Annotated in this window: 12 protein-coding genes; 1 reads left to right on the top strand and 11 read right to left on the bottom strand. The window is 66.3% G+C overall.

Features of this window, described 5'->3' with window-relative positions; translation table 11 throughout:
* Positions 1-7 precede the first annotated feature (7 nt).
* The 11 genes from H9641_RS12705 to H9641_RS20755 form a co-directional block, all read right to left on the bottom strand.
* Complete coding sequence (locus H9641_RS12705) at positions 8-1,219, bottom strand: McrC family protein (protein ID WP_191804308.1); 1,212 nt, start codon at positions 1,217-1,219, stop codon at positions 8-10.
* Entirely contained in the window at positions 1,209-3,596 is a 2,388-nt protein-coding gene (locus tag H9641_RS12700) for an McrB family protein (protein WP_191804306.1), read from the bottom strand. The genes H9641_RS12705 and H9641_RS12700 overlap by 11 nt, the downstream gene beginning before the upstream one ends.
* Positions 3,597-3,784: 188 nt before the next feature.
* Positions 3,785-5,188, bottom strand: a complete 1,404-nt coding sequence (locus H9641_RS12695; protein ID WP_225220416.1) for a hypothetical protein — start codon at positions 5,186-5,188, stop codon at positions 3,785-3,787.
* A 337-nt stretch (positions 5,189-5,525) separates the two neighbouring features.
* A complete protein-coding gene (locus H9641_RS12690; protein WP_191804302.1) occupies positions 5,526-7,211 on the bottom strand; it encodes an SIR2 family protein in 1,686 nt (561 codons plus the stop codon).
* Complete coding sequence (locus tag H9641_RS12685) at positions 7,208-8,242, bottom strand: HNH endonuclease signature motif containing protein (RefSeq protein ID WP_191804300.1); 1,035 nt, start codon at positions 8,240-8,242, stop codon at positions 7,208-7,210. Before H9641_RS12685 ends, H9641_RS12690 begins: the two co-directional genes overlap by 4 nt.
* A 321-nt stretch (positions 8,243-8,563) precedes the next feature.
* Positions 8,564-10,087: a DNA cytosine methyltransferase gene (locus H9641_RS12680; protein WP_191804298.1), complete on the bottom strand. Its 1,524-nt coding sequence runs from the start codon at positions 10,085-10,087 to the stop codon at positions 8,564-8,566.
* A 389-nt stretch (positions 10,088-10,476) separates the two neighbouring features.
* The gene (locus H9641_RS12675) at positions 10,477-11,433 is read right to left on the bottom strand and encodes an IS481 family transposase (RefSeq protein ID WP_191804297.1); all 957 of its coding nucleotides are present in this window, start codon (positions 11,431-11,433) and stop codon (positions 10,477-10,479) included.
* Positions 11,434-11,664: 231 nt separating this feature from the next.
* The gene (gene drmB / locus H9641_RS12670) at positions 11,665-13,527 is read right to left on the bottom strand and encodes a DUF1998 domain-containing protein (protein ID WP_225220415.1); all 1,863 of its coding nucleotides are present in this window, start codon (positions 13,525-13,527) and stop codon (positions 11,665-11,667) included.
* On the bottom strand, positions 13,478-16,672 hold the full coding sequence (locus H9641_RS12665; protein WP_191804293.1) for a helicase-related protein: 3,195 nt from the start codon (positions 16,670-16,672) through the stop codon (positions 13,478-13,480). The genes drmB and H9641_RS12665 overlap by 50 nt, the downstream gene beginning before the upstream one ends.
* Entirely contained in the window at positions 16,669-18,186 is a 1,518-nt protein-coding gene (locus H9641_RS12660) for a nuclease-related domain-containing DEAD/DEAH box helicase (protein ID WP_191804291.1), read from the bottom strand. Before H9641_RS12660 ends, H9641_RS12665 begins: the two co-directional genes overlap by 4 nt.
* Positions 18,183-22,916, bottom strand: a complete 4,734-nt coding sequence (locus H9641_RS20755) for a DEAD/DEAH box helicase (protein ID WP_191804289.1) — start codon at positions 22,914-22,916, stop codon at positions 18,183-18,185. Before H9641_RS20755 ends, H9641_RS12660 begins: the two co-directional genes overlap by 4 nt.
* A gap of 1,010 nt (positions 22,917-23,926) precedes the next feature.
* On the opposite strand from H9641_RS20755, the gene H9641_RS20750 reads away from it, so the two are divergent.
* On the top strand, positions 23,927-25,219 hold the full coding sequence (locus tag H9641_RS20750) for a carbohydrate-binding protein (RefSeq protein WP_191804287.1): 1,293 nt from the start codon (positions 23,927-23,929) through the stop codon (positions 25,217-25,219).
* Positions 25,220-25,243: the final 24 nt, after the last annotated feature.

The following is a 25,243-nucleotide window of genomic DNA, read 5'->3' as shown; positions in this document are numbered from 1 at the left end:
TCGCGGTCTAGGCCGGCCGGGCCGCCCGGCTGGCCCGCCCGGCGATCGACTCAGCCAGGTGATCGACCTGTCGAAGGATCTCCGACGGCGTCGTCCCCAGGTCGAGCGCGTGGGTGTGGATGACGGGTCCGTCGTGGACGACCTGGACGGGCGATGGGGTCTCGCCCACGGAGTGTGCGTAGACCAGGTGGCCCTCGCTCAGGCCGAGGGCCGTGCAGTACGCGAGCAGCTGGTACACGTTGTCGCCGTGCGTCGCCTGTGGACCCGTCGACTGGTACTTCGCGTCCACCACCGCGCGCGGGACGTCGGCGTCGTGCCAGACGAGGTCCGGCCTGAGCGGGACCTTCCCTGCCACGTCGAGCGACCATGCCGTTGCCTGGGCGGTGACGGTGCCGCCGCGGGACCGGAGCCGCGGACCCAGGACGCGTTCGAGGAAACCCTCGAACACCGCGGGCATCGACAGCGTCAACGAGAGGGCTGACGTGGATCCGGCGCTCAGGTCGATGCCCGATCCGTCGAGAACCAGCTGCGCCAGGGCGACCGCCGGGCGGTACCGCTCGTTGAGGCGGCTCCAGACGACCCTGTTGCTCGCGCCGGGCGCGTCCAGCGGGGCGACGTCAGCAAGGGTGAGCTGGATGCGACGCAGCCCGCGCCGCACCTCGGGGTCGTCGATCCCGAGACGGTGCAAGGCCGTCGCGGCGGCCTTGAGGGTCCTGTTCTCGACGACGTCCTCGTCGTGCTCCTGGTAACGCACGGCGAGTGGAAGGGCGACGCCGGGACGTCGGCGGACCTGCTCGGCGATGTCGATCCTGCCCCGGACGGTCGGGAGGTCGTCCTGCTTCTCCCGGTAGCCGCGCAGGACTCCGTCGGCGAGCGTGCGCTGGGTCACGAGCACGAAGAGGCGAGCGAGCGCGGTGTGCAGCTCGTCCTGCATAGCGAGCCCGACGCTCTCGCCCCACCGGTGCTCGCCGGCGCCGGCGAGGTAGAGGACGTTGGCGACGGGGATCCGGGGCCGGACGACGACCGTTCCCCGGTCGGTGCGTACGACGCCGACCACGCCACCGGCCCGCACGTCCCACCGGGGTAGCGCACCGGGGACCTGCTCACGTGCGGGCGAGACCTGCGCCCGGAAGCGGTCCTGGAGGAGTCGGACGGTCGCGAGGTCGCACGCGACCGTCGAGGTCGTCCACTCGGTCAGGCGGACGGACTCAGGCGGCACCGTCGTCATCCGCCTGGTCGGTCTCGAGGTACGCCGCCACCGGTCGGAGCGCATCGAGCGAGAGCCGCGCGAGGACGTCCGGACGCCCGTAGAGGTGCTCACGCAGCGTGGGGAGGACGTCGTACGCCCAGATGCGCTCGACCAGGCGGTCGTCGAGGTCCTCCCGCAGGAAGTGGCTCGGCCCGATCGCCGCGAGCGGGTCGTCGACGAGTGAGTTCGCCCGCACGATCGCGTCGGCCACCCACTGGAGGCGAGGATGGCGGGCAGCGAGGTAGCCGGGCAGGACCTGGGCGACCGGGCCCGTGACCGGGTCGAAGTCGACGAAGGAGAAGCGGCGTCGCAGCGCCGAGTCGAGGAGCGCGATCGAACGGTCCGCGCTGTTCATGGTGCCGATGAGCAGGAGGTTCTTCGGGAGGGAGAACTCCTCGCCCGAGTACATGAGTCGCACCGAGTCCTCGCGGTACTCCAGCAGGAAGTACAGCTCGCCGAACACGCGCGCCACGTTGCCTCGGTTGAGCTCGTCGACGAGCAGGACGTACGTGTGATCCGGGTCGGCCGCGGCGCGCTCGGCGACCGTCCGCAGGGGGCCGCCTCGGAGCGTGAAGCCGCCGTCGGCCGACGGCCGATAGCCCTCGACGAAGTCCTCGTAGGAGTAGGACGGGTGGAGCTGGACGAGGTGCACTCTGTCGGGGTCGCCTGCGATCCATGCCGCGAGCCTGCGCGCCACGAAGGTCTTGCCCGTGCCCGGGTTGCCGGTGAAGATCACCTGGCGTCGGTCCAGGACCAGGTCACGGATCGTCTCGACGAACCCTGCCTCGAGGTAGAGCGACGCAGCGAGCTCGTCGAGCGAGACGTCAGCGCTGAGCTCGGCGCTCGCGGGCTCGAGGGCGGGAACTGCGTGCTGTGCCCCAGCTGGCGGAGTCCCCTTCCCGGTCTTGCGCCACTCCGCGACCGCGTTCCGCTCTTCGTCGGACCAGGACTCCGTGGGCTCCATCGTCAAGGTCGCCCAGAGAAGTCCCTGGGCGTCGAGGCGGTCGCGCAGCTCCACCCCGTGGCGCGGGGCGATCTCCGTCACGAGGTCGAGCAGGCCCAGGAAAGCGTCGAAGACCTCGCTGTCGGGAGCGTGCGCGGCCGGGCGGTAGTAGCCCGTGACCTTGATGAAGTCGGCGACGTACCGAGACCTCCAGACCGGCTCGGCCTCGGCGTCGACGGCCATGCGGAGGAAGGACGAGACGCTGAGGCGTGACCCGCGCTGATCGAGGACGTCCGGAGGCAGGGATGCCGCGAACCCGTCCAGGGCGCCGTCCCGATCGAGGGTCCAGAGTGCTCGGAGGGTCCTCGCCGCGTCGTCGGGCGCGGCCTCGGCCCACGTGACGAGGTCCTCGGCCGCCCGGTAGTTGACGAGATTGGTGCGGCGGACCAGGCGTTTGAGCCCGACGAGCCACTCCTCTCCGCCGAGCAACGCTGAGCGCACGTCCTGGATCTCGGCGGCGGCCTCGAGCTTGTACTTCCGCTCCTCGGTGTCGAGCTCCACGCGGTCAGAGAACCACCGGAACCAGGCACCAGCACGCTCGAACGCGTCGGTCGGAGCCGACCACTGCCACAGGTAGGGGGCGCGCCACAGGTCCACGAAGGAGTCCGGAGCCCCCGCGTCCTCGGCCAGACGCCGAGATATTCGTGCGACCTGCAAGGCCTCAGGTGCGCCGTCGTCGTCCGTGCCCCAGATCGAGACGATCGCCTGGCGGGCGGACCGACTGGTGTTCGGCGGGAAGACGTCGGGCAGGAGGAGGTGCTCGAGCGCGAACTTCTGGATCTGGCCGCCCTCGGAGTCGTCGAGGGTGTCGAGCAGGGCGACCAGCTCGTCGGGGGACTCGAGGACCCGACGCCGGACGTCGAGCGGAAGTCGTTTGAGAGCGACGAACGCCTCGACGAGGAACGCGAAGAGCTTCCACCGGTAGGTGCCGTACGCCGTCCCCGCGCGGACGAGGCCGCTGTCGAGCGTCAGACCGAGGTCGTCGGGCAGAGGCGCGGTTCCGTCCCGGGTCTCGAGGATCTCGCGGACGATCGCGCGCTTCTTCTGCCCCGTCACCGCCTCCGGGCTCGCGATGAGCAGGTGGACGTAGAGGATCTCCGCGGCCAGCTGCACGGCACTCGTCGGCGACGAGGCGAGCTGAGAACGCAGCTTGGCCATGAAGGTGCCCGAGCCCGTGTCGGGGCTCTCGACGAAGTCCCTGATGAGTGCCTCGCCGTCGGCGAGCGTCGATCCCGGGCCGTCCGAGAACAGTGACCGGTCGTCCAGCAGTGCGACATCGCGCCACCGCGCTGCGGCCTCGTAGATCGGGCGAGCAGTGGGGTAGGGAACCCTGGTGGCGGACATCGATCTCCTCGTCGGCGGGTGGCGCTGCCACCGTAGCGGGAGCCGTGACACGGAGGGGAGGGGCGAGGGGGTGAAGTCCTCGTTCCGAGCCTCGTCGTCCATGCCTCGGGTATGTCACTGAGGGTTCCCGTTCGCCACACACCTGGGCCGTAGGCGACTAGCTCCCTACTGCCCTACTGCGGGCCGTTTCACACGGCAGCCACGCGGGCGTCGCCGACGACCGCATCGAGCTCCGTGAGACCGACCTGGTGTTGCAGCAGCGCGTCGCGCTCAGCAGCCGGGATGCTCATCGACTCCGCGAGGAGGGCCGCCAGCGCTCCGACCTGCGGCTCGTCGACGTCGCGGGGGAAGAGCCAACGGATGTTGTCGTCGCGGGTGATGAGGTCGACGCTCGTGCGCGCCCCGTCGTCCGCGTCCTGGACGTAGCGCACGTAGCGCACGTCCTCGAGAGGGATGGAGTCACGGATCTCGCCCCGCTTGAGCAGGGCGCTGCTCTTGGCAGCCAGGACACGACGGTCCGTGACGGCGACGACCATGTCTGGGGTCACGCGGTCGAGCGGGAGCGCCTTGCGGCCCAGCGTGGCGAGGGCGTCGTCGGCATCCACCTGGAACGGGGCGGCGACAGCGCGCAGCTCCTCGCCGTCGTCGAGCAACCAGGGCAGGATGCGCAGCACCCGCTCGTCGTCGTACCCGGGCGGGACGCAGAGGACGTGCGGAGGTGTGCTCTCGAGGCCCTCGGGGTGGAGCACCTCGGTGAGCGGTGCCAGCGCGTCAAGGATCTGGGCGCAGGTGAGCTGGGAGCTCCGGGCGCTGCGGCGTGACCGGGTGAGCGGCATGGATGCCCTTCCCGGGAGCTCCGCGATGATGTGCAGCTCGCGGGTGAGCGCATCGACGAGACGCGTTGCCTCGGTCAGCGACTCCTCGAACCCCGCTCGGGCCTCCGCGACGATGAGGTCGAACTGCTTGGCCTCATGGACGTCGTCGACGCCTGCAGCCCGCGACCAACCGGCGTGGACGGACTGATAGCCGGTCCACGCCTTGAGCGACGTGAGCAGAGCGAACGCGTCGAAGACGATCGCCTCGGCGTTCGCCTCGAGGAACTCACGGCGAGGTCCGTGCGCGGTGAGCCCATCGAGCTGACGGACGTGCCCCGCGACGTTCCGGCGGTACAGGTCGAGCTGCGTCTCCAGATCAGCTCCCTTGCCCGAGATCTTCTGCCACGCGGAGGCCGGAACCCCGCCGATCTCGCGCACGCGTGCGACCGTGCCTTCGATCTCCTTGGCGAGCCCGGTGAGCGTTGCCCACTGCTCGGTGCGGATCGTCTGGAGCACGTGGGTCGTCAGCGCGATGTTCGTGCGAACGAGTCGGGTGATCTCACCGAGCTGCATCTGGATCGCGATCATGGCGACCGCTGGCCCGACCGCGGCCGCGATCCCGGCCGCGTTCACCGCTACGGGGACGAATCGCGCCTGGGCGACGAACTTTCCACCCTGCATGATCGTGCCGAGGTTCGCGCCGTCCTTCGCCACGAGCTGTGCCCCGCCCCGGAGCAGTGCGGCGGAGGGTTCGCCGAGCCTGAAGAGGCCCTGCACGCTCGCCACGGCATTCGCCAGGTTCCCACCGAGCGTGGGGGGGGGGCCCCCCCCCCCCCCCCCCCCCCCCCCCCCCCCACCGCCGTCGAGATCCGGTCGAGGTCCGCTGTCGGGATCAGCCCGATGTCGATGAGCTCGAGTCCCTGAGGCACGTCTCCGGTGACGACGGCGATGCCGGGAATCACCTCGGTCAGGACGAGCGGCGCAATCTCACTACCTGCGGACACGGTGCGAACCTCCTGTGGTGCTGAAGGGCTCCGGCGACCGGACCCGACCGACAACATAGACCCAGCTCCCGACCTTCGGCGCATCTGTCGGGTCGTTGGCAGGACCAGTACTAGGTCGCGGTCCCGAACCGCTCCAGCGCCTCCGCGAGCTCGCGCCATCCTGCGCTCCGGTCGCCACCGACGTCCGCACGCTGCCGCACGGCGTGCGCGTCCTCGCGAAGCCGCCGCACGAGCCCGGCCTCGTCGGGGTCCGCTGGGAGATAGCGGTCGTCGAGCAGGTGCGGGGCGTCCCGCTCGGAGTGCATCGCCACGGTGTCCAGGAAGACGGTCAGGCCCCGCGCGGCCCGACGCCGACGCGCAGCCTCGGCCTCCTTCTCCCCACGTGAGGTGGTCGCGTGGGCGGGAGCGCCGTCGTCGGGCAGGGGAGGGGACGCGACGACGACGTCGAAACGACCCTCCCAGAGCCGGCTGAAGGCCACGTCGTCGGCCAGGTGGACGACCGTCCCGATCTCGCTCCCCGGCCCGCCGGGCGCACCCGCCGCGACGAGCTCCTCACGGAGCCCGGCGACCTCGTAGGCGAAGCGGAGCAGGTTGTCGTCCGTCATCGAGGCGCCCACGACGAGGAGGTGCTTGGTCATCATGAGCGACTGCACGAGCGAGCCGACGGGCTTCCAGCGGGTGTCGTAGCGGACGAACGAGCTGCGGGAGAGCACGATCGTCGCCGGGCGGTCGACGTCCCCGTGCATCTTGAGGACCCACGGGCGCGCGGCGTCGGTGGGGTCCCAGGGGAGCGTCGAGATCGCGCGGTCGTGCTGGTCGGCAGGAAGGCCCGACGACGCCGCGACCGCCTCCTCGTAGAGGTGATCGTAGTTCGTGGTCACCGCCTCGGGGATACGCATGCCCGCGAGCAGGCAGTGGGCAAGGCTCGGGCGGAGGTCGTCCCTGGCGAGGATCGACGCGACCTGGCGGCCCAGCTGCTCCTGGCTGTCGCGACGCGCAGCCTCGTCGTGCCGACCCGACCGTTTGGCCAACGTGACCTGCAGGAGCTCGGCCTGCTCGAGCGAACCGAGACCCTTGAGGTCCTCGGGCGTGATGTCGAGACCCATCGCCTCCACGAGCTTCTCCAGGAGCGCACCCCACGAGGGCAGGCCTGCGGCGATGCTCACGCCGGCGCCGAAGAAGAGGGCGAGGTCGCCGCGGGCTGCGCGGTCGCCGAGCTTGCGCGCGCTGGCCTCAAGCTTCTCGGTCAGGGGCGCACGCCGCCCTGCGACCCTGCGGCGGTGCTGGAGCGCCGAGTAGTCGGACCGGCTCGACGCGACGAGCGCGACGTCGACCCCGTGCTCGCCGGCGGCTGCTGTGAGGTGGGCGAGGAGGGAGTCGATGACCAGGCCTCGTTCGAGGTCGTGACCGCCGCCCGCTGTGCCGAGGACCGGGATCGCGACCAGGGGCAGGTCCCGGCCTGCCGCGTGGGCGGTGGCGTGCAGGCGCTCTGTGCCCGTCCGTGCGATCTGCTCGATGGCACGCGCAGCAGCGCGCCCGACCTCGTCGGGCGTCGCGCCGATCGCGTCGAGGAACCAGACCTGGCGGTCGGGCCGAGGCTGGCGGCTCGCCGGGAGCGCGGAGCCGCGCTGCCAGCCGTCCGGACGGAGGCTGGCCCAGTCCTCGCGGGCGCCCAGGCCCGCGGCCGGACGCCAGTGATCGCCGATGCTGAAGCGCGAGTCCGTCGAGATGACGACGGCGTCCGCGCCGAGAGCCTCGAGGCGGCCGTTGAGGACGAAGAGGTGGCCGGGGGTCATGGGGTCTCGACCGATGGCGCTGTGAGAGAACGGTGACGTTCGATCGGCGCCGGAGCCATGGGGGCCCGGTGTTCCTCCCAGTGCTTGCCCAACCAGTCCACCTGCTCGTCTCTCAGTGCCACGTTCAGGTGTTCGTCGTGCAGCCTGGCGTACTGCGGGAACTGGGTGAGCTCCGACCCGACGTCGATTCGAAGGCGTGAGGGGTCCACTGCTATCAGTCCGTCGTCGAAAAGGCGGTGAACGTCTCGCCGCAGCATCAGGCCACCATGCTCAAAGTGCGTTCCTATCTGTGCGTAACTGTAGAGGTGTCCAGCCTCTAGGACACGCTGAGGTGCGGCACCGGTGAACGCGCACACGCTCCCCTGGGCAGCGAGCGTCTTCTCTCTGAACTGTTGCTGACCTCTACGCACTCGGACGAGCGTGTGGCTGAAGCCCTGAGGCATGTCAACCCGTGGACCAGATGGCGGCAGCCACGACAACTCGATCCGTGCAGCTACACGTTCGACTGCCCGAGCCGCGTCCTTGACGGTGAGTACTTCACTGAAGGCAGCCCAGTCCAGTGGGCGCATCGCGTTGATGTCAATGGCGTTCATTTGGACCGACCTGATCTCGTCCTTCCGCAGGAGACCGTGGAGCGACGTCCAGGCGGCGTCGTATCGCGCTACGTACTGGTCCACCTCTACGACTGTCACGTCAGGAGTGGGGAACTCGTGAAAGCACTTCGAGCATCGCCATCGTGGCTCGACCGTCGTGCGCTCATGGATGCGAGTCTTGTGGCACGCTGGGCAACGATTCAAGACCTTCGGGCCGCGTCGTGTCTCGATCTCCTCGATCACGGAGACCCCGAGGAGCCGCTCCTTGTCCCAGAGAGCGATGGGGTCACCGGTGCGAAGGTTCCGATGATTCGGAACCTTGCTGTCCCACGAGTAGTAGGCGTCGTACTGGTCGTCATATCCAGCGTTGCCGCCATGTCCGCGGTTGTCGCCTGCGGCCATGAGTAGCCATGCCCGCCGGGCTGAGTTGCTCTCCATGCGGCACAGCTTGGCAGATCGTCGACTCCTGCCGGACGTTGGGCCATAGAGATCTGGCCTCTGAATCGGTGGACCGTCACAATCGAGCGTGTACCTGGCCGGGGTGCACGGTCGACACGCCGTTGCAGGTTGGCACGATCTGCCGCCAGCAAGGTGCCACGGAGACCGAGCGAGGAGGCCATAGTGCGCCACGTCGCGCATGAGCCGTAGGGTTCAATTACCGTAAACGCTCTTGATATGGGTGCACTGAAACCGCTACCTAAGATGCGGAGTCCTGTGCTCGTCGGAAAACCGGAAGCCAACTGACCGGTTGCGATGCGATCAGGCCTCCTGTCTAAGATAGGAGTAGATCGAACCGGCAATAACTCGTCCAAGTGCGACAGGAACGGCGTTGCCGATCTGCTTGGCGATTTCGATCTTTGACCCGCACCACTGAAAACTATCAGGGAATCCCTGAAGTCGCGCGGCCTCGTAATGCGTAATCGGGCGATCTTCAGTTGGGTGAAGGTAGCGGCCCTTCTCGGGCTTGAAAAACTCGGTGCGGATCGTCACAGACGGCTCGCCGATCCTCATTCGGCCCATGACGTCGCCAGCGCCAGCGTCGTGCGCATCCCAGGCCTCTGTCGATAAGTACTCAAGCTCTGCATGGCGCTCGGTCTTCCCGTCGCTGACAACGGCCCGAAAGAACTCAGACTTACTGCGGCGGCTGCGTGGCTCGGTCGGGGTCTCGGGCGCCTCTACCGACAGGACCGCGATCCGTCTCGTTGTTGCAGTCCCGGCGTCAACGACAACGTGCGCACCCAGGACGCTGAGCCGACCTTCGCCGTCTCGTCGGCTACCGACCTTCTGAATGATCACTTCGCCTCCGCCATCGAAACGACAGGCGTACCGACCCCGGAGGTCCTTCCGGTTCCCACTTCGTGGGATCGCCCGGTACCGCGATATTGAGATGGCCTCCGGGTTGCGCCCGACGTGGAGGTCCGTCGTAAGGAAAGGGCCAGGGAATATGCCGTCTATCCCCTCGACGGGACCTCGCGGCACCCCGGGAAGGTCCGTTGCGATTTCCATATGTGCGGTCTCTGCGAACAGGGCATCTACGGACTCCCAGGCTCGTTCGCGACAGAATGAAAGCTGGAGGCCGTCGAGCGCAGCCTCATGTTGAAGCGCTTCCCTCGAGTGCGTGGGCTGTGGGTATCGCATTAGGTCAATGCGCAGATCGACATCCGTTCGGACGCCGACTACAATTGCGCGCCGCCGGGCCTGCGGCGCCCCGTAGTCGGCAGCGTTCAGGAGGTAGCGGCGATCATGCTCCCACTCGGTATCATCGGGCTTCGAGCCTGGGTCTACGAGTCGATAGTTCGTTAGATCCAAACCCCCGATCCTGACCTTCAGATCCGTGAACTCCACAGAACGAAGGAACCTGTCGACGTTCTCGATGACGAAGACCTTGGGCTGAAGAGCAATGACGACTCGGAGGAACTCCTGCCACAAGGTGTTTCGGTCTGCCCGCACCTTCTCGCGGTTCAGTCCGGAGAATCCTTGGCATGGAGGCCCGCCGACCACAACGTCGACCTCACCAGGAACCCACATCGGTTCCCATCCGACGATGTCACGACAGATGATCTCTGGCGATTCATGCGTACCCTGCCGGTTCGAGGAGGGGCCGAAATTCGCCGCGAACGAGGCCGCGGCGGCGGGCGACCACTCTACGGCGCCGACGCTTCGGAACACCGGCCCCTCTGTCTCCGCATGCCGGTACTGGTGGAAGCCCTCGGTTAGTCCCCCGCAGCCAGCGAACAGGTCTAGGACCGTGATGGGCGCGCGAAGGGGCCGCTCGGATGTCATCCGTCCATCCTAACGTGCGCCGGCCTATCTCTGACCTGCGACGACATCGCAGATCACCGAACGCCGCTCTGTTCTCGACGCAGCGCGACGGGTCTCTTCGGTGACTGGCCCCGTAGGGGTCGTGGCTCTCGTTGGGCCCGCCCCTGGGGCATCCATCCTCTTGGCGAATCGTCGTGTGAGTTCGGTGGCCGCGATACAAGGCCGGCGATCATGACTCGACGCCTGTTGGGCGCTCGAGGCCTTCGATGCGTTCCGGGACGAGCGCGCCGAGCATCGAGATCGCGTTCACGAGGCCGAAGGTCGTCGTGTTCCGCGAGGGGTGCTTCTAGTACGGCTGCCCCGAGCGCGGCAGTGACCTGCGCGCTAGGTGTACCCGGCCAGGACGTTGGTTACAGCTGGCTGATCGGGGGTTGCCCGCCGAGGGCTTGATGGCGACGTCGGGTGTTGTAGTACTCGAGCCAGGGTGCCAGGGCTGCGGTCCGTTCGTCGTTCGAGGTGAAGACTTGTCGGTAGGCCCATTCGGTGGCCAGGGTGCGGTTGAGTCTTTCGACCTTCCCGTTCTGCCAGGGGCAATGCGGCTTGATGAACTTCTGCTGGATATCGTGGGCGGCGCACAGATCCCGCAGCGACCAGCGGTAGGCCCAGGCGTTGTCCGTCATGAGGCGTTCGATCCGGGTGATGCCGCGGGTGGCGAAGTAGCCGATCGCGCGGGTCAGGAATTCTGCGCAGGTGGTGCCCTTCTCGTCGGGGAGGATCTCGGAGTACGCCAGCCTGGAGTGGTCGTCCACGAGTGAGTGGACGTAGTCATACCCGGTCCCGTGCTTGCGGTCTCGGTTGTCGTTCTCGGCACCGCGGCCGTGGGCTCGCCACCCGCCGCCGTCCGGGATGCGCCCGAGCTTCTTGACGTCCATGTGCACCAGTTCGCCCGGCCGGTCACGTTCGTAGCGCACGGTGGTCGCTTTGGAGGCCCGCAGGCGATCGCCCGTCATCGGGTCCAGCACGGCCAGGTGCGGCATGTGGTGGCGCGCCAGGACCCGAGAGACCGTGCGGGGCGGCACGCCGAGCTCGGCCGCGATCTGGTCCCGCCCACGCCGCTGCTCCCGGCGCAGGGCCACGACCCTGGCCTCTGTCTCGGCGCTCGTCCTGGTCGGACTGTGGTGCGGGCGCGAGGACCGGTCAGCCAAGCCGGTCTCGCCCTCGGTAGCGAATCGGTGCAGCCAGTGCCGCACTGTCTTGCGTGAGACGCCCATCGCCGCAGCAATGTGGGCCTGCTTCCAACCATCCCTGCGGCGCTCGACGATCAACATCCTGCCGCGAACGGTCAGACGGGCATTAGCGTGGGACACGAGGACCTCCGGGTTGTGAAGACTTCGACATCTCCACTAAGCCCGGAGGTCCTCCCTTCGACAACCGGAACTGGCACCAACCTCACGGCCGGGTACAGCTAGCGCGGACTGGTGGGTCGTCTTGCTCCGGCGAACATGGAACGAGATGGCGGGTCTTGGGCGCTCTCGATGCTGTTGGTTGGCGCGACGCCGGGACACCAGCATCCAGAGGCGGTAGCCGACCGAATCTGCTCAATCATCCCATCGTCCGTTTGACAAAGTGCTCCGACCTCGGATCTCCTCGAGCACGCCCTCCATGAGCCCAGGGACGTCGCGTCCACCGAGCACCAGCTGACGGTCGAGAAGCCTGTTGGCGCTCTCACACGATGTCTCGCTGACCAGTGTGCACCCGTGGCATGCGGAGAGGTTCAAGCTCGAGGCGCCCTGCCGGTCGCTCTCGATGCAGACGGGATCGTTCGAACAGACGTCGGCGTCGTCGAGCGCGGCGAGAAGCAGTGGAACTAGCTTCTCGGGGGCTCCGAGTCGAACGAGTCCCCCGAGGGTGCCCTGTGCGTCGCCAGCGGCCGTGTAGATGAGGACCCCCGCCATACGGTCCGTGCGGTCTGTGTGGGCGTAGATCCGCTCCTGGAGTGACGCCGACGAGTATCCAGATGCGTACGCCAGACGCCGGATCAGCAGGTGGGCGAGCGTGTGCAGTGCAACAAACCGGGCTTCTGGGACATCAAGCCGCTGGGCCCACGCTGTCTTTGACCGGCGGTCAACCAGGATTCCAGCGCGCGCCCGGACCGCGACAAGGTTCTCCCAATCGGCGAGGAACTTTTCGCCGAACTGGAGGAAGATCCCCTCCCCGTACATCTCAATGGCGGGGAGCGTAGGCTTGCGTCGTCCTTCTGTCGACAGGTCAGCGTGAATCATGTCCGCGTCGGCGGAGTACCTGCGGAACCCCTTGAGAGCTCGCACCTCGCGCACCCGTCGAACTTTTCCGACAGTTGTCAGCCGCGCCGAGAGCGCGTCCGGGACAGTGGGTTCCTCGGCGGTGGACCAGGCATCGACGATGAAGTCGCCTTGGCTTCGGTCGCGGCCTGGCTTGGCGAGCTTCTTAAGGAATGCCGCCCACTCACCGTCTTTGAGATCCGCGAGGACATCGTTGCGCTGTTCCCCCTCGGCCAAGGCGAGACTGAGCACCTCTTCGACCGTGACGCCCAGCTCGTCGGCAATCCAGCCCGCGATGATCTCCGTCTTTGGCCCGCCGTTGTCGGCCACGACACGGCTGAAGTCGCCATGGGCGCGGATCGCGTCCGCGAGGGCTACAGACTGCGGCTTCTCCTCTGGGATGTCGAGCGCAGAGATCCGCTCGGCGATGTAGTTGCCGGTCGCGCCGCGCTGGACGGCGATCAACGGATGCTCGCAGACGTTCGTCAAGAGGGGTTCCTGCCATGGCTGGAAGCCCTTGCACCGGATTCCGTCACGGCCGAAGGCTTCCTTGGCGACCAGATCAGACATCGGGCGGGACCGCTTGCATCCGCCGCACTCGACACGCAGGGACTTTAGGCCCTCGCCATGCTTCGCCGAGCGTACGAAGCGTAATTCCTTGTACGCCCGACATAGTCGTACTGACTCAGTAACGCCCGCGTCGTGTCCGCGGTGTGCCCACATGAACCAGGGGATGTCCTGGAGATGGCTTCCCTTCTCACACACGGCGACATAGCGCATTGGGATGAGCATCCCTCCGCACTCGCAATTGTTAGTCCATTTACCCCGGTCTTTGCTGGTCCGCTGGGAGAGTCTCGAGCAGCGCTCGCAGAACCGCCACGTGGGGAAGCGCCAATAGGTCAGGCCCGCAGTCTCCTTACCTGCACGTCCGGAGTGTGTCGGTGCTTCACGGAGCGTACTGGCGCCAAGTCGTTCGACGAGCCGTTCGCAGTGGATCTCTGGCGCGTAGCGCTTGTCCCACCACGAGGTGTCTGGTGCAATCAGCGACTCGCCACGGATATCGACGACCGCGCCGACACCAAACGGCGAGACAGTCTCCGATAGTCGCAAGTCATGCTTGATCCGCTGCACTGGACCCCTCCTCGAATGGTTCGCGGACATCTACGACGACGTTGGGTTCGACCGATCGCATGGAGTCGGCGACAAGCCAGCCTTCCCCGGACTGCCCGAACCGCTTGAACAATGCCATGTCGTCAGCCTTGACACGGTCGTACAGCAGCTCCACGCCAGCAGCTCGGAGGTCTCGCGCGCGGCGGTCCCACTGATTGAGCAGGGCTCCGATGCGTTCTCGGGTATCCGTTGTTTCGATGTCGTCAGCCCGGTCGACGAGCTCGAGGAACCGGTCAACGAGTGTGTCAATCGAGGATCGCTGCATCGGGTTGTTGAGGTCGAGGTCCTTGGCGGAGTTGTTGGCGGCCAGCCCCGTTCCAAGGTGTCGCACCAGCACCACGAGGGCACCAGCGAGGGATCGCTCGCGGGATGCGAGCGACCACGGCGTAACACTCGTCGGTTCGACGCTTCGGTACAGGGCCTCGTGGTATCCGCGGAACGTCTCGAAGTGGGATCGGTCGCGCGCTCGGTTGGAACGGAACAACGTGGTCACGACGCCGCGCACCGCGCCTCGTCCGACGCGACTGGTCGCCTGGATGTACTCCGATGTGGTCTTGGGCTGGCCCACCATGAGCATCAATGCGAGGCGAGGGATGTCGATCCCGACCGAGAGCATGTTTGACGAGAGCACGACATCGACGGCCTGGTCCGACTCGTCGGCACTTCTGCGCAACTCGCGTAGATCGTTAGGTAGTTCCTCCGGACCACGCCTGCTCGTCAGCTCCAGTACGCGCCCGGCACGGACTGTGCGGAGCTCGTGGCCGAGTCGATCGGCACGAGGTTCGAGGCGCGCATTCACGTCATCTACCACGAGGGTGCCTGTGCGCCCCAACTCACGGAGGCTGTTGTGGTACATGACCATGGTCCAGTAGGCATCGAGGTTCGTCCCGCTGTCCGAGTGCTTCCGGAGGATCTGCGGAATCTCGATCAGCGGTGCCGACGCGGACACCGTCGCGGACATCTGAGACAACGCCTGTGGCATGAGGCCCAGATAGAGGCGCCCCTCGCCGGTTGTGACGGGGCGAGAGAAAAAGGTCTTGTCGCCGTCGAGACCTGACGGCGGATAGAGAGCAACTGGTCGTCCATACAGCCCCTGCACCTGCTCGTCCGACGCACGGATCGTCGCAGTGGACGCGATGATCTTCGGCGTCGACCCATTTGCGGCCAGCAGCATCTGAATAACGGCGTCGAACACGGCGACGGTGGTCCCAAGGGGCCCTGAAAGTAGGTGCAGCTCGTCCTGGATGATCATCGACGGCTGGCGGAATGGTGTGTTGAGCCCAAGGAGACGGCCGGCCTCAGGGCGAAACTGTAGGCGCGCGAATTTGTCGACGGTCGCGAGCAGGACCGTAGGCGGAGTCTCATAAAGCACCTCGTCGACGACACACACGGGAATTTCGTGGGTAAAATCGCACGAAAGGTTGACGCAATGGATGACGACGTCCCGCCCGACCATCCGGACGCCGTACTTGCTCAGCAGAGACGAGCGGATGCCGGGTAGGAGCGGCGTCGCACACCACGGGCAGCTTTCGATCTGGAACTGGTTCGCTTCATCCGGGCGGGCAGCCTTGTGCAGGCGTTCGAGCGCAGCCTTGGCATCGCGCCGGGTGCCAGGCGTCACCTCGTTGCCGACCCACAGCCCGATCGAGAACGGCGCCATATCCCTGGCGCGTGGGTCACCGATCCCGTCTGTTCGGCGCAGTAGCTCCATCGCGCAAATCAGCGACGCGGCACGCTGGAACTGCTGGGAGGTCAGCAGGCGTAGGGTGTATCGCGTCAGGACCGCCGTTCCGCCGCCAGTGGGTCCGTCGGTCAGTCGACGTCGAAAGATCTCGATGGCAGCGAGGCCGAGGTAAGCCTCAGTCTTACCACCGCCCGTCGGGAACCAGATCAGGTCAACGAGTCCTCGTTCTTGGTGGGATTCGTCAACCGTGGAAGCGAGCGAAACCAGGAGGAAACCGAGCTGGAAGGGGCGCCACTTCGGTTCCGCGGTCTCGCCACCTCGGTTGATCGATGCTTGCCGCATCTGGAGTCGCATCGCTGCCATCGCGAGAGAGAAGGCGGTCCGCAGCTCGCCACCCTCCTCTGCGCCAAGCAGCTCAACCGAATGGTCCATGCGTTTCAGCGCTACCTCCGAACGCTCGACGATGCGCTGCGCCACCACCCGATCCGTCTCGAAGGTGGCGGTCCGGGGTACTTGCTCCGCGACCCACGCCCCGAACGCCCTCACGAAAGCTCTGAGGGAGGCGAGCACGTCATCGGGGTACGCGTCCAGTGTCGCCAGGTGGTCAAGACGCAGCGCGTCGGCCTCAGCAGTCCCCTCCTTGAAGCCGGTCGTCTCGACGTCGGGGACGACGAAGTGCGGGACCGGTTCGAGACGCACCTGCGTGCACCTCCCGTCCAAAGTCGTCCAATCCGCTGCCATTCCGTGTCCGACGGCATATACCTTGCGGTTCCTGAAGCGCAGGCGGATCTCCGCCGATTCCTCGTCGACGTCGAACGCTCGACGGGTGTCGTACTCACGGATCGTCCCGGTCTTGGTCGGCGAAATGGTCAGTGAGACCTGGTACAGCATGTTTGTCGCATCGAGCCGGTCGTCGCCGGTTGCGGTAGTGAGCACACGCAGGTGAACGGTGACGAGCTGCGCATCACCGAACTTGCGCCAGCGTGATCCGATCTCGAACGGGACGCCGCCGATGGTCTGCTCGTGGACGCGACGTTCGGGAGTGAGCTCGAGCTCATCGATGGCGAAAGGCGAACGGCGCCAGCTCGGCGGACCATCGCCTTCGACGACGGTGTATGTCGCCCCCCCGACGTTGCAGATGACCGCGTCTCCGTCCGTGATGAACGAGATCGCCGCGGACGATGGTCGCCAGTCCTCCGCGATCGGTACGGCAGCACCCGTCTCCTCGACTTCGCCGATGAACGCAGTCATGCCGTCGACATCGGCCTCGTCGCTCTCCGGTTCGCCAGTGCCGTCGTCGGGCGCCGGTGAGGCGTCGAGCGGGAAGAGCATTCCGACGGCGTACTGCCTGTTCGGCGGATTAAGGACTACTTCGTGCTCCCCGCGGTCCGGGCCGACGTAGGCCGACTTCAGATGGTCGAGCACCAGTTGCTGGGCGTGGGTCAGGGTCATTTGTTCGTCATCCGTTGCCGCACGAACTGCTGGAGTTCGCGCTTGTCGTTCTTGGAGAGCACGACGTGTAGCGAAACCCGTGCCCGCGTTACCGCGACGTAGAAGGCCGCGGTCCCTGCGGCGTCGAGTGCCTCAGGCAAACCGCACACGATGACATGCTCTGCCTCGAGCCCCTTCGCGAATCGCGGGCTCGTCACGACGGCGCTGCTGAAGGTAGTAGGAGCCTCGACGGAACGCGGGTCGATCACCCAGATGTCAGTGCATCGCACACCGTCGGCCACAAGCTCTGCGGCTACTTTCAGCCCATCGGTGACGGAGACCGAATCCATGGTGACGTGCCATTGCACTCGCTCACCGTGGACAACACCAGGGTCGCCGACATCGGCACCGAGGTACTCCTGTACAACATGGACGATCGCACGTGTGTTGCGTACGTTGAGCGACAGGTCGACGGTGATCGCCTCGTCCGTGATCAAGTCCGCGACTTCGTCGTCGTATACCCCGTCGACGTGAGCCTGGTTGTTGGGGTCAAGGAACATCCGCCAGCGTCCCGACGCTCGGCCACCGGCGATAACGGCGTCAAGCCGGTCCATCGCGTCGGCGGTCATCATGTCCTGTGCTTCGTCCACGAGCACGACGTCGTAGCGGCCGATCCCGTCGAGATCGCCAAATGGGATGACGTCAACGGCGCGATCGATGAGATGTGGCGCGAAGTACTGCGCGAGCGCCGGTGACCGGAAGGTCACAAGAACCGAACTCCCTTGCTCCGCCTCCTGCTTTGCTGCCTCGACAAGCACCAACGATTTTCCGGTACCCGCTCCGCCGTAGACAAGTACGCGCTTGTTTCGCGCAAGTGCAGCGAGAACGCGGGCCTGCCCGGCTGTGGCCCTGTTCTGCTCCTCGATGACGGCTCCGCGCTGAGCGTCTATGACCGGCATCCGGGTGAACTCACCGAAGAGCTGCGCACGAAGCTCGTCCATCCGGGCGACCTTCTGGCCCATTGGCGCCTGACGCGCACCCGCGACGACAGCGTCGAGCGCAAAGGTCAGCGCCGCCGCCGTCATCTCCGCACGCGCAAGCCAGTGCGTGGGTTTCCAGTCAACAGAACTGGGCGGCGCGTCGATGTCTGGCGTCACGACGACGGCCTCGTGCCCGTACCACTCGACTCCCTGCTCCTTGAGGATGTCTCGAAGCGCGTAGGCAGCAGATCGCGCCTGTTCCATCGGAGAAGTAGCCAGCTTGTGCCAGTCGCCTCGGCGGTCCACGCTGTACCAGGTCCCGTCATGCCTGCGGACACCCCCGCCCTTGACCTCGACGATGACGACCGTGCCCCTCCAGAGGATCACGAAGTCGGCCTCGGCCTGCTGCTTGTACGCGTGAGAGCGCAATCCGACCGAATAGAAGGCCACTGCATCCGGGCCTGCGTCGACGCCCTGGAGCAGGCGGGCTACCCGGCGCTCGGCCTCGCTGCGCGAGGACTTCTCGATGTCGGCGAGCGACGGTACTAGGATCATCCGCGCTGCTCCTTCCAAAGCTCCTCGTAGTCGTGATATCCGAGGAAGTCGTTCATCGCCCCCCAGTTGTCAGCGACATCGACAATGAGGCACTCCTCCTTGCCGCCGTTCTCCTTGCCTCGCAGCCCGCGACCTGCCATCTGAATGTAGGCCCCAGGACTGAAAGTAGGGCGGGCGATATACAGGGCACGGACACCCGGGGCATCAAAGCCCTGGACAAGAAGGTCACAGTTGGTAAGAACCCGGATCTCGCCCTTCTGGAACTGCTTGATGACCTTTCGTCGCTGCTGTCGCCCAGTCTGTCCGCTCACCGACTCGGCGGCCACATCGCTGTACCGAAGAGACGCCGAGAGCACTTGCGCGGAGAGCACGCTCGGCGTGAAGACGAGGATCGGCCAGTCCGGATGCTCCTCCAGCGTCTTGAGGATGTGGTCAACGAGTACCTGCATCCGCACCTCGTTGCGCCCCAGCTTTTCGAAAACGTTGCGGTCGATGAGCTTGCCTTGGATGCTACTGCGCTCGGACGCGGTGAGTTCCACATCCCGCTCCACGTCGACGCCAGACGGCAAGACCACGTGCCTGACACGTGCCAGCACGCCGAGCTTCACAAGCTCTCCGTACGGGTCCTCATACGGTAAGGCCAGGCGGTTCGCGCCGAACCTCGCGGCAAGTTCCTTGGTCCCGCTGTGATCGCCCGCCCGTCCCTTGAACGGAGTTGCTGAAAGCCCAACGAGTGGGCGATCCCAGTTTCGACCGTCGACGCCGAGCCACCGAAGGATGTCCGTGTACCGCTTAGAACCTGCCCGATGCGCCTCATCGATGAAGACCACCGCAGGCTCGCTGAGCCATTCATAGTCGGCGCGCCCGATGAGTTTTTCGATCTGCGCGTCGGTCGCCACGACGACGGAAAGCTCGGTGTCTGGTACATGGACGGTGTTCGAGCCCCACAGACGCCCGATCGTTAGCGGACGTTCGTCGCCGAGGTACCGCCAAACCGTCTGGAACGTCTGAACCGCCTGCTCGCAGAGTTCCTCTGACTGTGCGATCCAGAGAACCGTCCCGAAGAGCACCTCGTCAACGAACAACTTGAGAATCGTCTCAGTGGCCACGCGCGTCTTGCCAGCCCCCGTCGGCAGCTCAACCATCGCCTTCTGCGCGGGACCGTCTGCCGAGGGCTGGGTCAGAACAGTGCGGAGGTCTTCGCTGATCTTCTTTTGGTAAGTGTGGAGCTTGTTGAGGCGAACCGCTCCAGAGACGACGAACTCCTCGGGCCTCGGCCGGTTCCGCTGACCGGCATACTCGGGGCCGAAGCCCATCTTGCGCACCCATGTAATCGCGGCTGGCAGTCCCGCCCATTTCTCCGGAACATCGCGGAAGCCCTCCCCACGGAACCGATCAGCGAGAATTCGCAGCGCGTCCGAGCCATAGACGGTGAGGAAGAGTTCGGCCACGGACGTGTCGTCGTCCACCAGACCTTGCGCCTCAAGGGCGCTCCACAGTCCGGTTGGCAGCGCCTCGCGCAGGTCGTCTGGGCCGATGTAGTGGTCGAGCCGCTCGGCGTCGGACTCGATCGACTGCGCCTGCTGACGAACGAGCTCGAGTCGGTGGTCCAGGCCTGCCGCGAGGACAGCGACAAGCTGGACGTTGTCGAGGCGAAGGTCGAATGCCTCGTTGATGAACCTCAGCGTCCAACGCTCGTCGGCGTCGCTTCGCACGATGAGGTCCTGACCGTCGAGGTATGAGTCGAGAGGCTGGTCTTCGACGCCATCCTCGGTGGTGACCCGCTTGGCGATCTCCAGGGCTCGCGCGACCTTCGCCGAACCGAGTCGTATTCCTCCCACGTCGCGAAGTCCGGTGTAGACGTCCAGGATTCTCTGGGAATCCTGCTGGCCCTCGATGACCATCGAAAAGGAGAAGCTGTCCTCGAACCGACGGCACCCGACGGTCTCGACGATCTCGGACACCAGTCCGGGTTCCACTCGCAGGTACGGCCTGGACCGGTTGCGCAGGAATTCCTCCTGCTCGTCGGTGGTCCCGAGGTAGACGCTCGACGGCGCGCAAGGCTCGACCACGCGGTTTACACGGGCGGGGATCGTCGTTGGTCGCCCACCGTGCAGGCCGAGCCTCGTAGCGGTGAGCACGAAGTCCACGAGGACGGCGTTGTCGACGTTCGGGAAAAGGTCCCCTTGGAGCATTTCCTTCAGGACCCGGGCTGGCACGGCCTCAAGTTCGTCCGGGAGCCCGAGTGCGTCAACGACGTGGCGCGGCCCCTTGAACAGCGGCAGGAGTCCACCGAACTTGAGAAGCGACGGGGCGACGACGTCCCCGGGTGCCCGGTACCCCTTCGATGAGTTGAGAAGCCCCGCCTCGTCGACGGCCCAGCGGACAGGCGACAGCACGCCGTAGGTCCGGCCTGTCTCCAAGTCCTCGCAGACCCAGTCACATTGCTCCGTAGCAAGCAGCTGAGTCGTCCACGCCTCGCGAACCTGCGGAGAGGCGCCACCGTCACGAAGCATCCTTAACAGGGAGAACGGTCCCGGGCCGAGGCCCGGCGTGATTTCGACTCGCTCGATCGGCCTCTCCCCAGGACCGAGCTTGCCGTTCAAGCTGGCCAGGACCGCAGTGACGTAGTCGTCTGCCGCAGGCTCGTCATCGATTGAGTACTCCCTTACCGGACTACGTACGACCCCAAGCTCGTGCGCCACATCCGGCAGGCAGCGGCTCCGGTCTAGCTGGCGCGCTGCGAACTGCTCACCGAGCGAGATGTCGAGGTCAAACACGTGCTGCGGCCAAGCCCAACCACCATTGGTAGTCGGCACTTTGATTGACGCAGTTGACTTGCCCATGAGTTTCGCCGCGTCGCGGGCGGAAACCGAGAGCGCCGCATCCCACAGCTGCAGTAGTTCGTCGTCGGTGGGCGCCGCTGAAAGTTTGGCGAGCCGGGCTCCGAGGATGGCTAGCGGGTCAAGGTCACGAAACCCGCGACCCCGCAAGGTCTTCTCGACGTCCGGCTCGGCGAGGAATCGAGGATCGACGAACGCGGAGTCCTCGATCGCAAGCCCGTCCTCGCCGTGAAGAAAGACGACTTTATTGTCCTCAAGTGACCGCATGCCTGCCGAGGTCGGTATGACCTTTGCCGAGTTGATGCCCTCAACTCGTGGATGCTTGATCACGACATCGAGGGCTCGGGCTGCCGGTACTGGGTCTGTTCCTTCGGCCCACTCGCGAAGCCACGACAGGACACCGCGCGTCACCATGCGCTCGAGCGTGCGCTTTTGGTCACGCTCGCTCGGGTCCAGTTCGGCTGGATCCTGGGCGACAAGGAGGAGGTCCCGGAGGCGTGCGGTCCGCGTAGCCGATGCGTAGCAACGCCAGTGCGGCACGTCGGAGCCGGTGTTCTCTGACTCCTGCCACTGCTCGTGAATCGAGTCGTCAAACCGGATCCCGAGGTCTAGGGGCTTGAGGTCGAGGCCGTTCTTCAGGTCCCCGGTAGCATCCGGAATCCAGTCGCCAGCCCCCATCTCCTGGAGCACGTGCCCACCGAGAATCTGGTCAGCGAAACCATGGCTCTCCTGCGCTCGCCCTCGCGCTGGCATGTAGTCCAGGTGCATGGATGGATCTGAGGAGGTGCGTACACGACTAAGGAGGTCAACAAATGTCTGTGCAAGCGTGACGACGATCTCGCGGTTGTAGCCGTTGGGCAGCAAATTAGTTCGGTCGTCGTTGACGCTCCAGGGGGCGTTGAAAAGCGCCGACGCGGAGGTCGTGTCTCGAAGTGGGAAATAGGACCAGAACTGTCCCACCTGCCTGTTGCGAGTCCTCTGAGCAGGCACTGCGACAGAGACCTTAACCTCGGCTCGAGAGACAGCCTCGCCCACCTCGTGACGTGCGCGGGCGGAAGGCGCGTGCATCCGGCTCTCGACGAACCACTCCTCATCTGCGCCACCCGGACGCTCAATCCGGAACCGACCCTTCCCGAGGTCTCGCGATACGTGCTTGGAGTCAAATGATTGGTCACCCAGGACGCGCAGGCGAATCTCCCTCACCGCGCCGACGAAGAGCAGAAACTCGGAGTTGAACGTCGAGATCTCGTCCCTCAAGCCACCCAGGTTCTGCGCGCTTGGGAGCTTGACGATCGTCGTGGCCCACTGAGCAAGTTCGGCAAGAATGGGGTCCTTGCCGAACTCTGTCGCCGCGTCAACAAGCGTTGCTGTGCGGAGCACGGGGAACCGCTTCGCCGTCGAGATCTCGGCCAGTTGGCCGCGGGCATCGGGCGAGTTGAACTCGAACGAAATCGAGCGGCTGAACACTTGCGGGTTCTGTGAGACCGCGAGAACCGACTTGAATCCCAAGCCGAAACGGCCTATTTCGTCACCACGCTTTCCGCTCAAGTGGGCCATCGTGACGGCGGTGAGTCCGCTCTTCGAGAATGGTCGACCAGCGTTCGCGCAGTAGAGCGCGCTGTGCACAGGGTCGAGCACGATCTCGACCCGGCCAACGTTCTTATCGTCGACGTCTCCGCCGCCAGCGAGGGCGTCCGCCGCGTTCTGCACCAGTTCCAGAAGCGTCCGATTTGCGTAGCCTCCGGTGCGAATCGACTCTTCGTGGTTTGCATGCTCGGACACGAGATCTGGATGGATCCGATACGACTCGATCGTCCGAGCGAACTGTTCCTCAACCTCACGGACGAGGGCTGCGTCAGGCTCCCATGGCTGACCGTCAAACGTCACTAGACAATGCTCCTCGGTCCGAGGGGGATGGGCCTAGGAGGTGAACGCGAGCCGGTACAGACCAGCGCCCACCCAGGCCAGAGCCCTCCTGGCGAATGCCAACGCAGTAGCGCTGACGACTCGTCGATGCTACCGAGAACGGCACCGCCATCCATAGGTCTTGCGGGTGAAATGCGCGGATCGTTCCGAAGCCTACGCCGCGCCGCGCTAGCGCGCGGTTCCGCCTGTGACAGGCTGGCGCGCGCTTGGGGGAGCAGTGGGTCAACGCACCGGGGCACCTGGAACTTCAGCAATCTTCTGACGCCTGACCCTGCCCTCGCTCTCGACTTCTATAGGCCGCTCTTCAGCTGGGAGCTCGGCCCGGAGCTCGGCGCCGGGTTCTTTCGCGTGCCGGACTATGGCGATCACCTCGCGCAGACGGTTGACGGCAGGATCTTCGAGCGGCAGGAGTTCGTGCCGCCCGGGGGTTGCTGATGTCGCGGCTGGGGTCGCTCGCGTGTCCGGGCCGGCGCACTGGGACGTTGCCTTGCCGTCGCGGACCGCGACGAGGGCGGGGCCGCGGCACAGGCGGCGGGTGGGGTGGTGCTGTCGACGAGCGAGAACGAATGGGTCCGCGAGGCTGGGCCGCGCAACCCCCATGAGGCGGAGTTGACGCTGTCGCTGTTCGCGCCCCAGGAACGGGGGTAGGCGCTACATGCGCCAGAACATGCGCGACCGCTTGTCGAGCCACTGACCTGTCTAGGGTTTACACCGCTCGACATCCGGAGTCCGACTAGGCTCTAACTACGTCAGAAATGGGGGAGCTATGGAGCGGTGATGATGAATCTCGCGTCGAGGACATGCTCGCGACGATCGCGTGGGTCGCGCGGCGATCGCATGGGTCGCTAAGTCGACTCAGGCGCGAGGAGCCAAGCGACGCATCCCGCCACGACCAACCAGCCGTACGTAGTTCCCACACTCTTCCGGGCAACCCGTTGACCACCCGCCCGTGGCGCGAGCATCCTCCACGCATGACGACACTGACCGCGTGGCAACGGCGCCGCGCTCCGCTCACCGCGCCCACCACCCACGCGGCCGCCCACCGCAGACGGTCCCTCGCCGCAGCCGTCACCGCGGCGGCTCTCGCCCTCCTCGCGGTCGCCACCACCTCACCCGAGCCAGCAGCCGCCGCCGAGACCGTCTCCGTCTCGACCGCGGCCCAGCTCAAGTCCGCCCTCGCGGCAGCCACGCCGGGCCAGACCATCCACCTCGCCGACGGCGTCTACACGGGCAACTTCAAGGTCACGGGGCGCCCGGCCACTGCGTCGGCCCCGATCACCCTCGAGGGTTCCGCGAACGCCGTCCTGCGCACCTCGAGCGGCGGCGGCAACGTCCTCCAGCTCACCGACGCCGACCACTGGACGGTCCGCGGCATCACGGTCCAGAACGCCCAGAAGGGCATCATGGTCGACTCGTCCGACCACGTCACGATCGATGGCGTCACGGTCCACGACCTCACCATGGAGGGTGTGCACTTCCGCACGTCGAGCAGCTACGGCGTCCTGCAGAGCTCGCGCATCTTCGACACCGGGCAGGACGGGCGCGGCATGGGCGAGGGCGTCTACGTCGGGTCGGCCAACACCTACAGCGACACGTCCGACCACGTCCAGATCCTCGACAACGTCATCGGCCCGCTGGTGCGCGGCGAGAACGTCGACATCAAGGAGGGCACGCGTGGCGGTCGCATCGCAGGCAATACCTTCTACGGCGACGGCCTGACGGGCGCCAACTACGACGACTCGTGGGTCGACATCAAGGGCAACGACTACGTCGTCGAGGACAACATCGGCGTCGGGACCACGAAGTCCGGCTTCCAGACGCACCAGCAGTCGCCCGGCTGGGGCTGCGGCACGACCTTCCGGAACAACTCCTCGGACCTGAGCGGCGCCGTCGGGCCCGGGCGGTACGCGATCGAGGTGACCGTCTACGACGCGGCGACCTGTCCGGTGACGGTGACGAGCGACAACACGGTCGTCGGGGGCGACGGCCTGGTCAACCCGGGCATCCCCGTCTCGCCGGTGGGCGGCGGCCCGGGGCCGGAACCGAGCCCGACGCCGGAGCCCACCCCGAGCCCGACGCCCTCACCGTCGCCGAGCCCCACCACGCCCGCATGCACCGCTCCGGCCTGGAGCGCGGGCGCCGTCTACACGGGCGGAGCCACGGTCTCGCACGCCGGCAGCAACTACACGGCCAGGTGGTGGACCCAGGGCGAGACGCCCGGGACGTCGCAGTGGGGAGCGTGGGCGGTGGTCGGGACCTGCTGATCGGCTTCCAGCATCCGGAGTGTC

This window comes from Oerskovia merdavium (genome assembly GCF_014836755.1).
GTDB classification, from domain to species: domain Bacteria; phylum Actinomycetota; class Actinomycetes; order Actinomycetales; family Cellulomonadaceae; genus Oerskovia; species Oerskovia merdavium.
This window is presented reverse-complemented; position numbering and strand designations above follow the sequence as displayed.

What these genes read in the sequence shown, in the direction of transcription:
- H9641_RS12700 (WP_191804306.1), bottom strand. Translation starts at nt 3,596, where the DNA reads ATGTCCGCCACCAGGGTTCCCTACCCCACTGCTCGCCCGATCTACGAG.
- H9641_RS12690 (WP_191804302.1), bottom strand. Translation starts at nt 7,211, where the DNA reads ATGACCCCCGGCCACCTCTTCGTCCTCAACGGCCGCCTCGAGGCTCTC.
- H9641_RS12685 (WP_191804300.1), bottom strand. Translation starts at nt 8,242, where the DNA reads ATGGAGAGCAACTCAGCCCGGCGGGCATGGCTACTCATGGCCGCAGGC.
- H9641_RS12680 (WP_191804298.1), bottom strand. Translation starts at nt 10,087, where the DNA reads ATGACATCCGAGCGGCCCCTTCGCGCGCCCATCACGGTCCTAGACCTG.
- drmB (WP_225220415.1), bottom strand. Translation starts at nt 13,527, where the DNA reads ATGTCCGCGAACCATTCGAGGAGGGGTCCAGTGCAGCGGATCAAGCAT.
- H9641_RS12665 (WP_191804293.1), bottom strand. Translation starts at nt 16,672, where the DNA reads ATGACCCTGACCCACGCCCAGCAACTGGTGCTCGACCATCTGAAGTCG.
- H9641_RS12660 (WP_191804291.1), bottom strand. Translation starts at nt 18,186, where the DNA reads ATGATCCTAGTACCGTCGCTCGCCGACATCGAGAAGTCCTCGCGCAGC.
- H9641_RS20750 (WP_191804287.1), top strand. Translation starts at nt 23,927, where the DNA reads ATGACGACACTGACCGCGTGGCAACGGCGCCGCGCTCCGCTCACCGCG.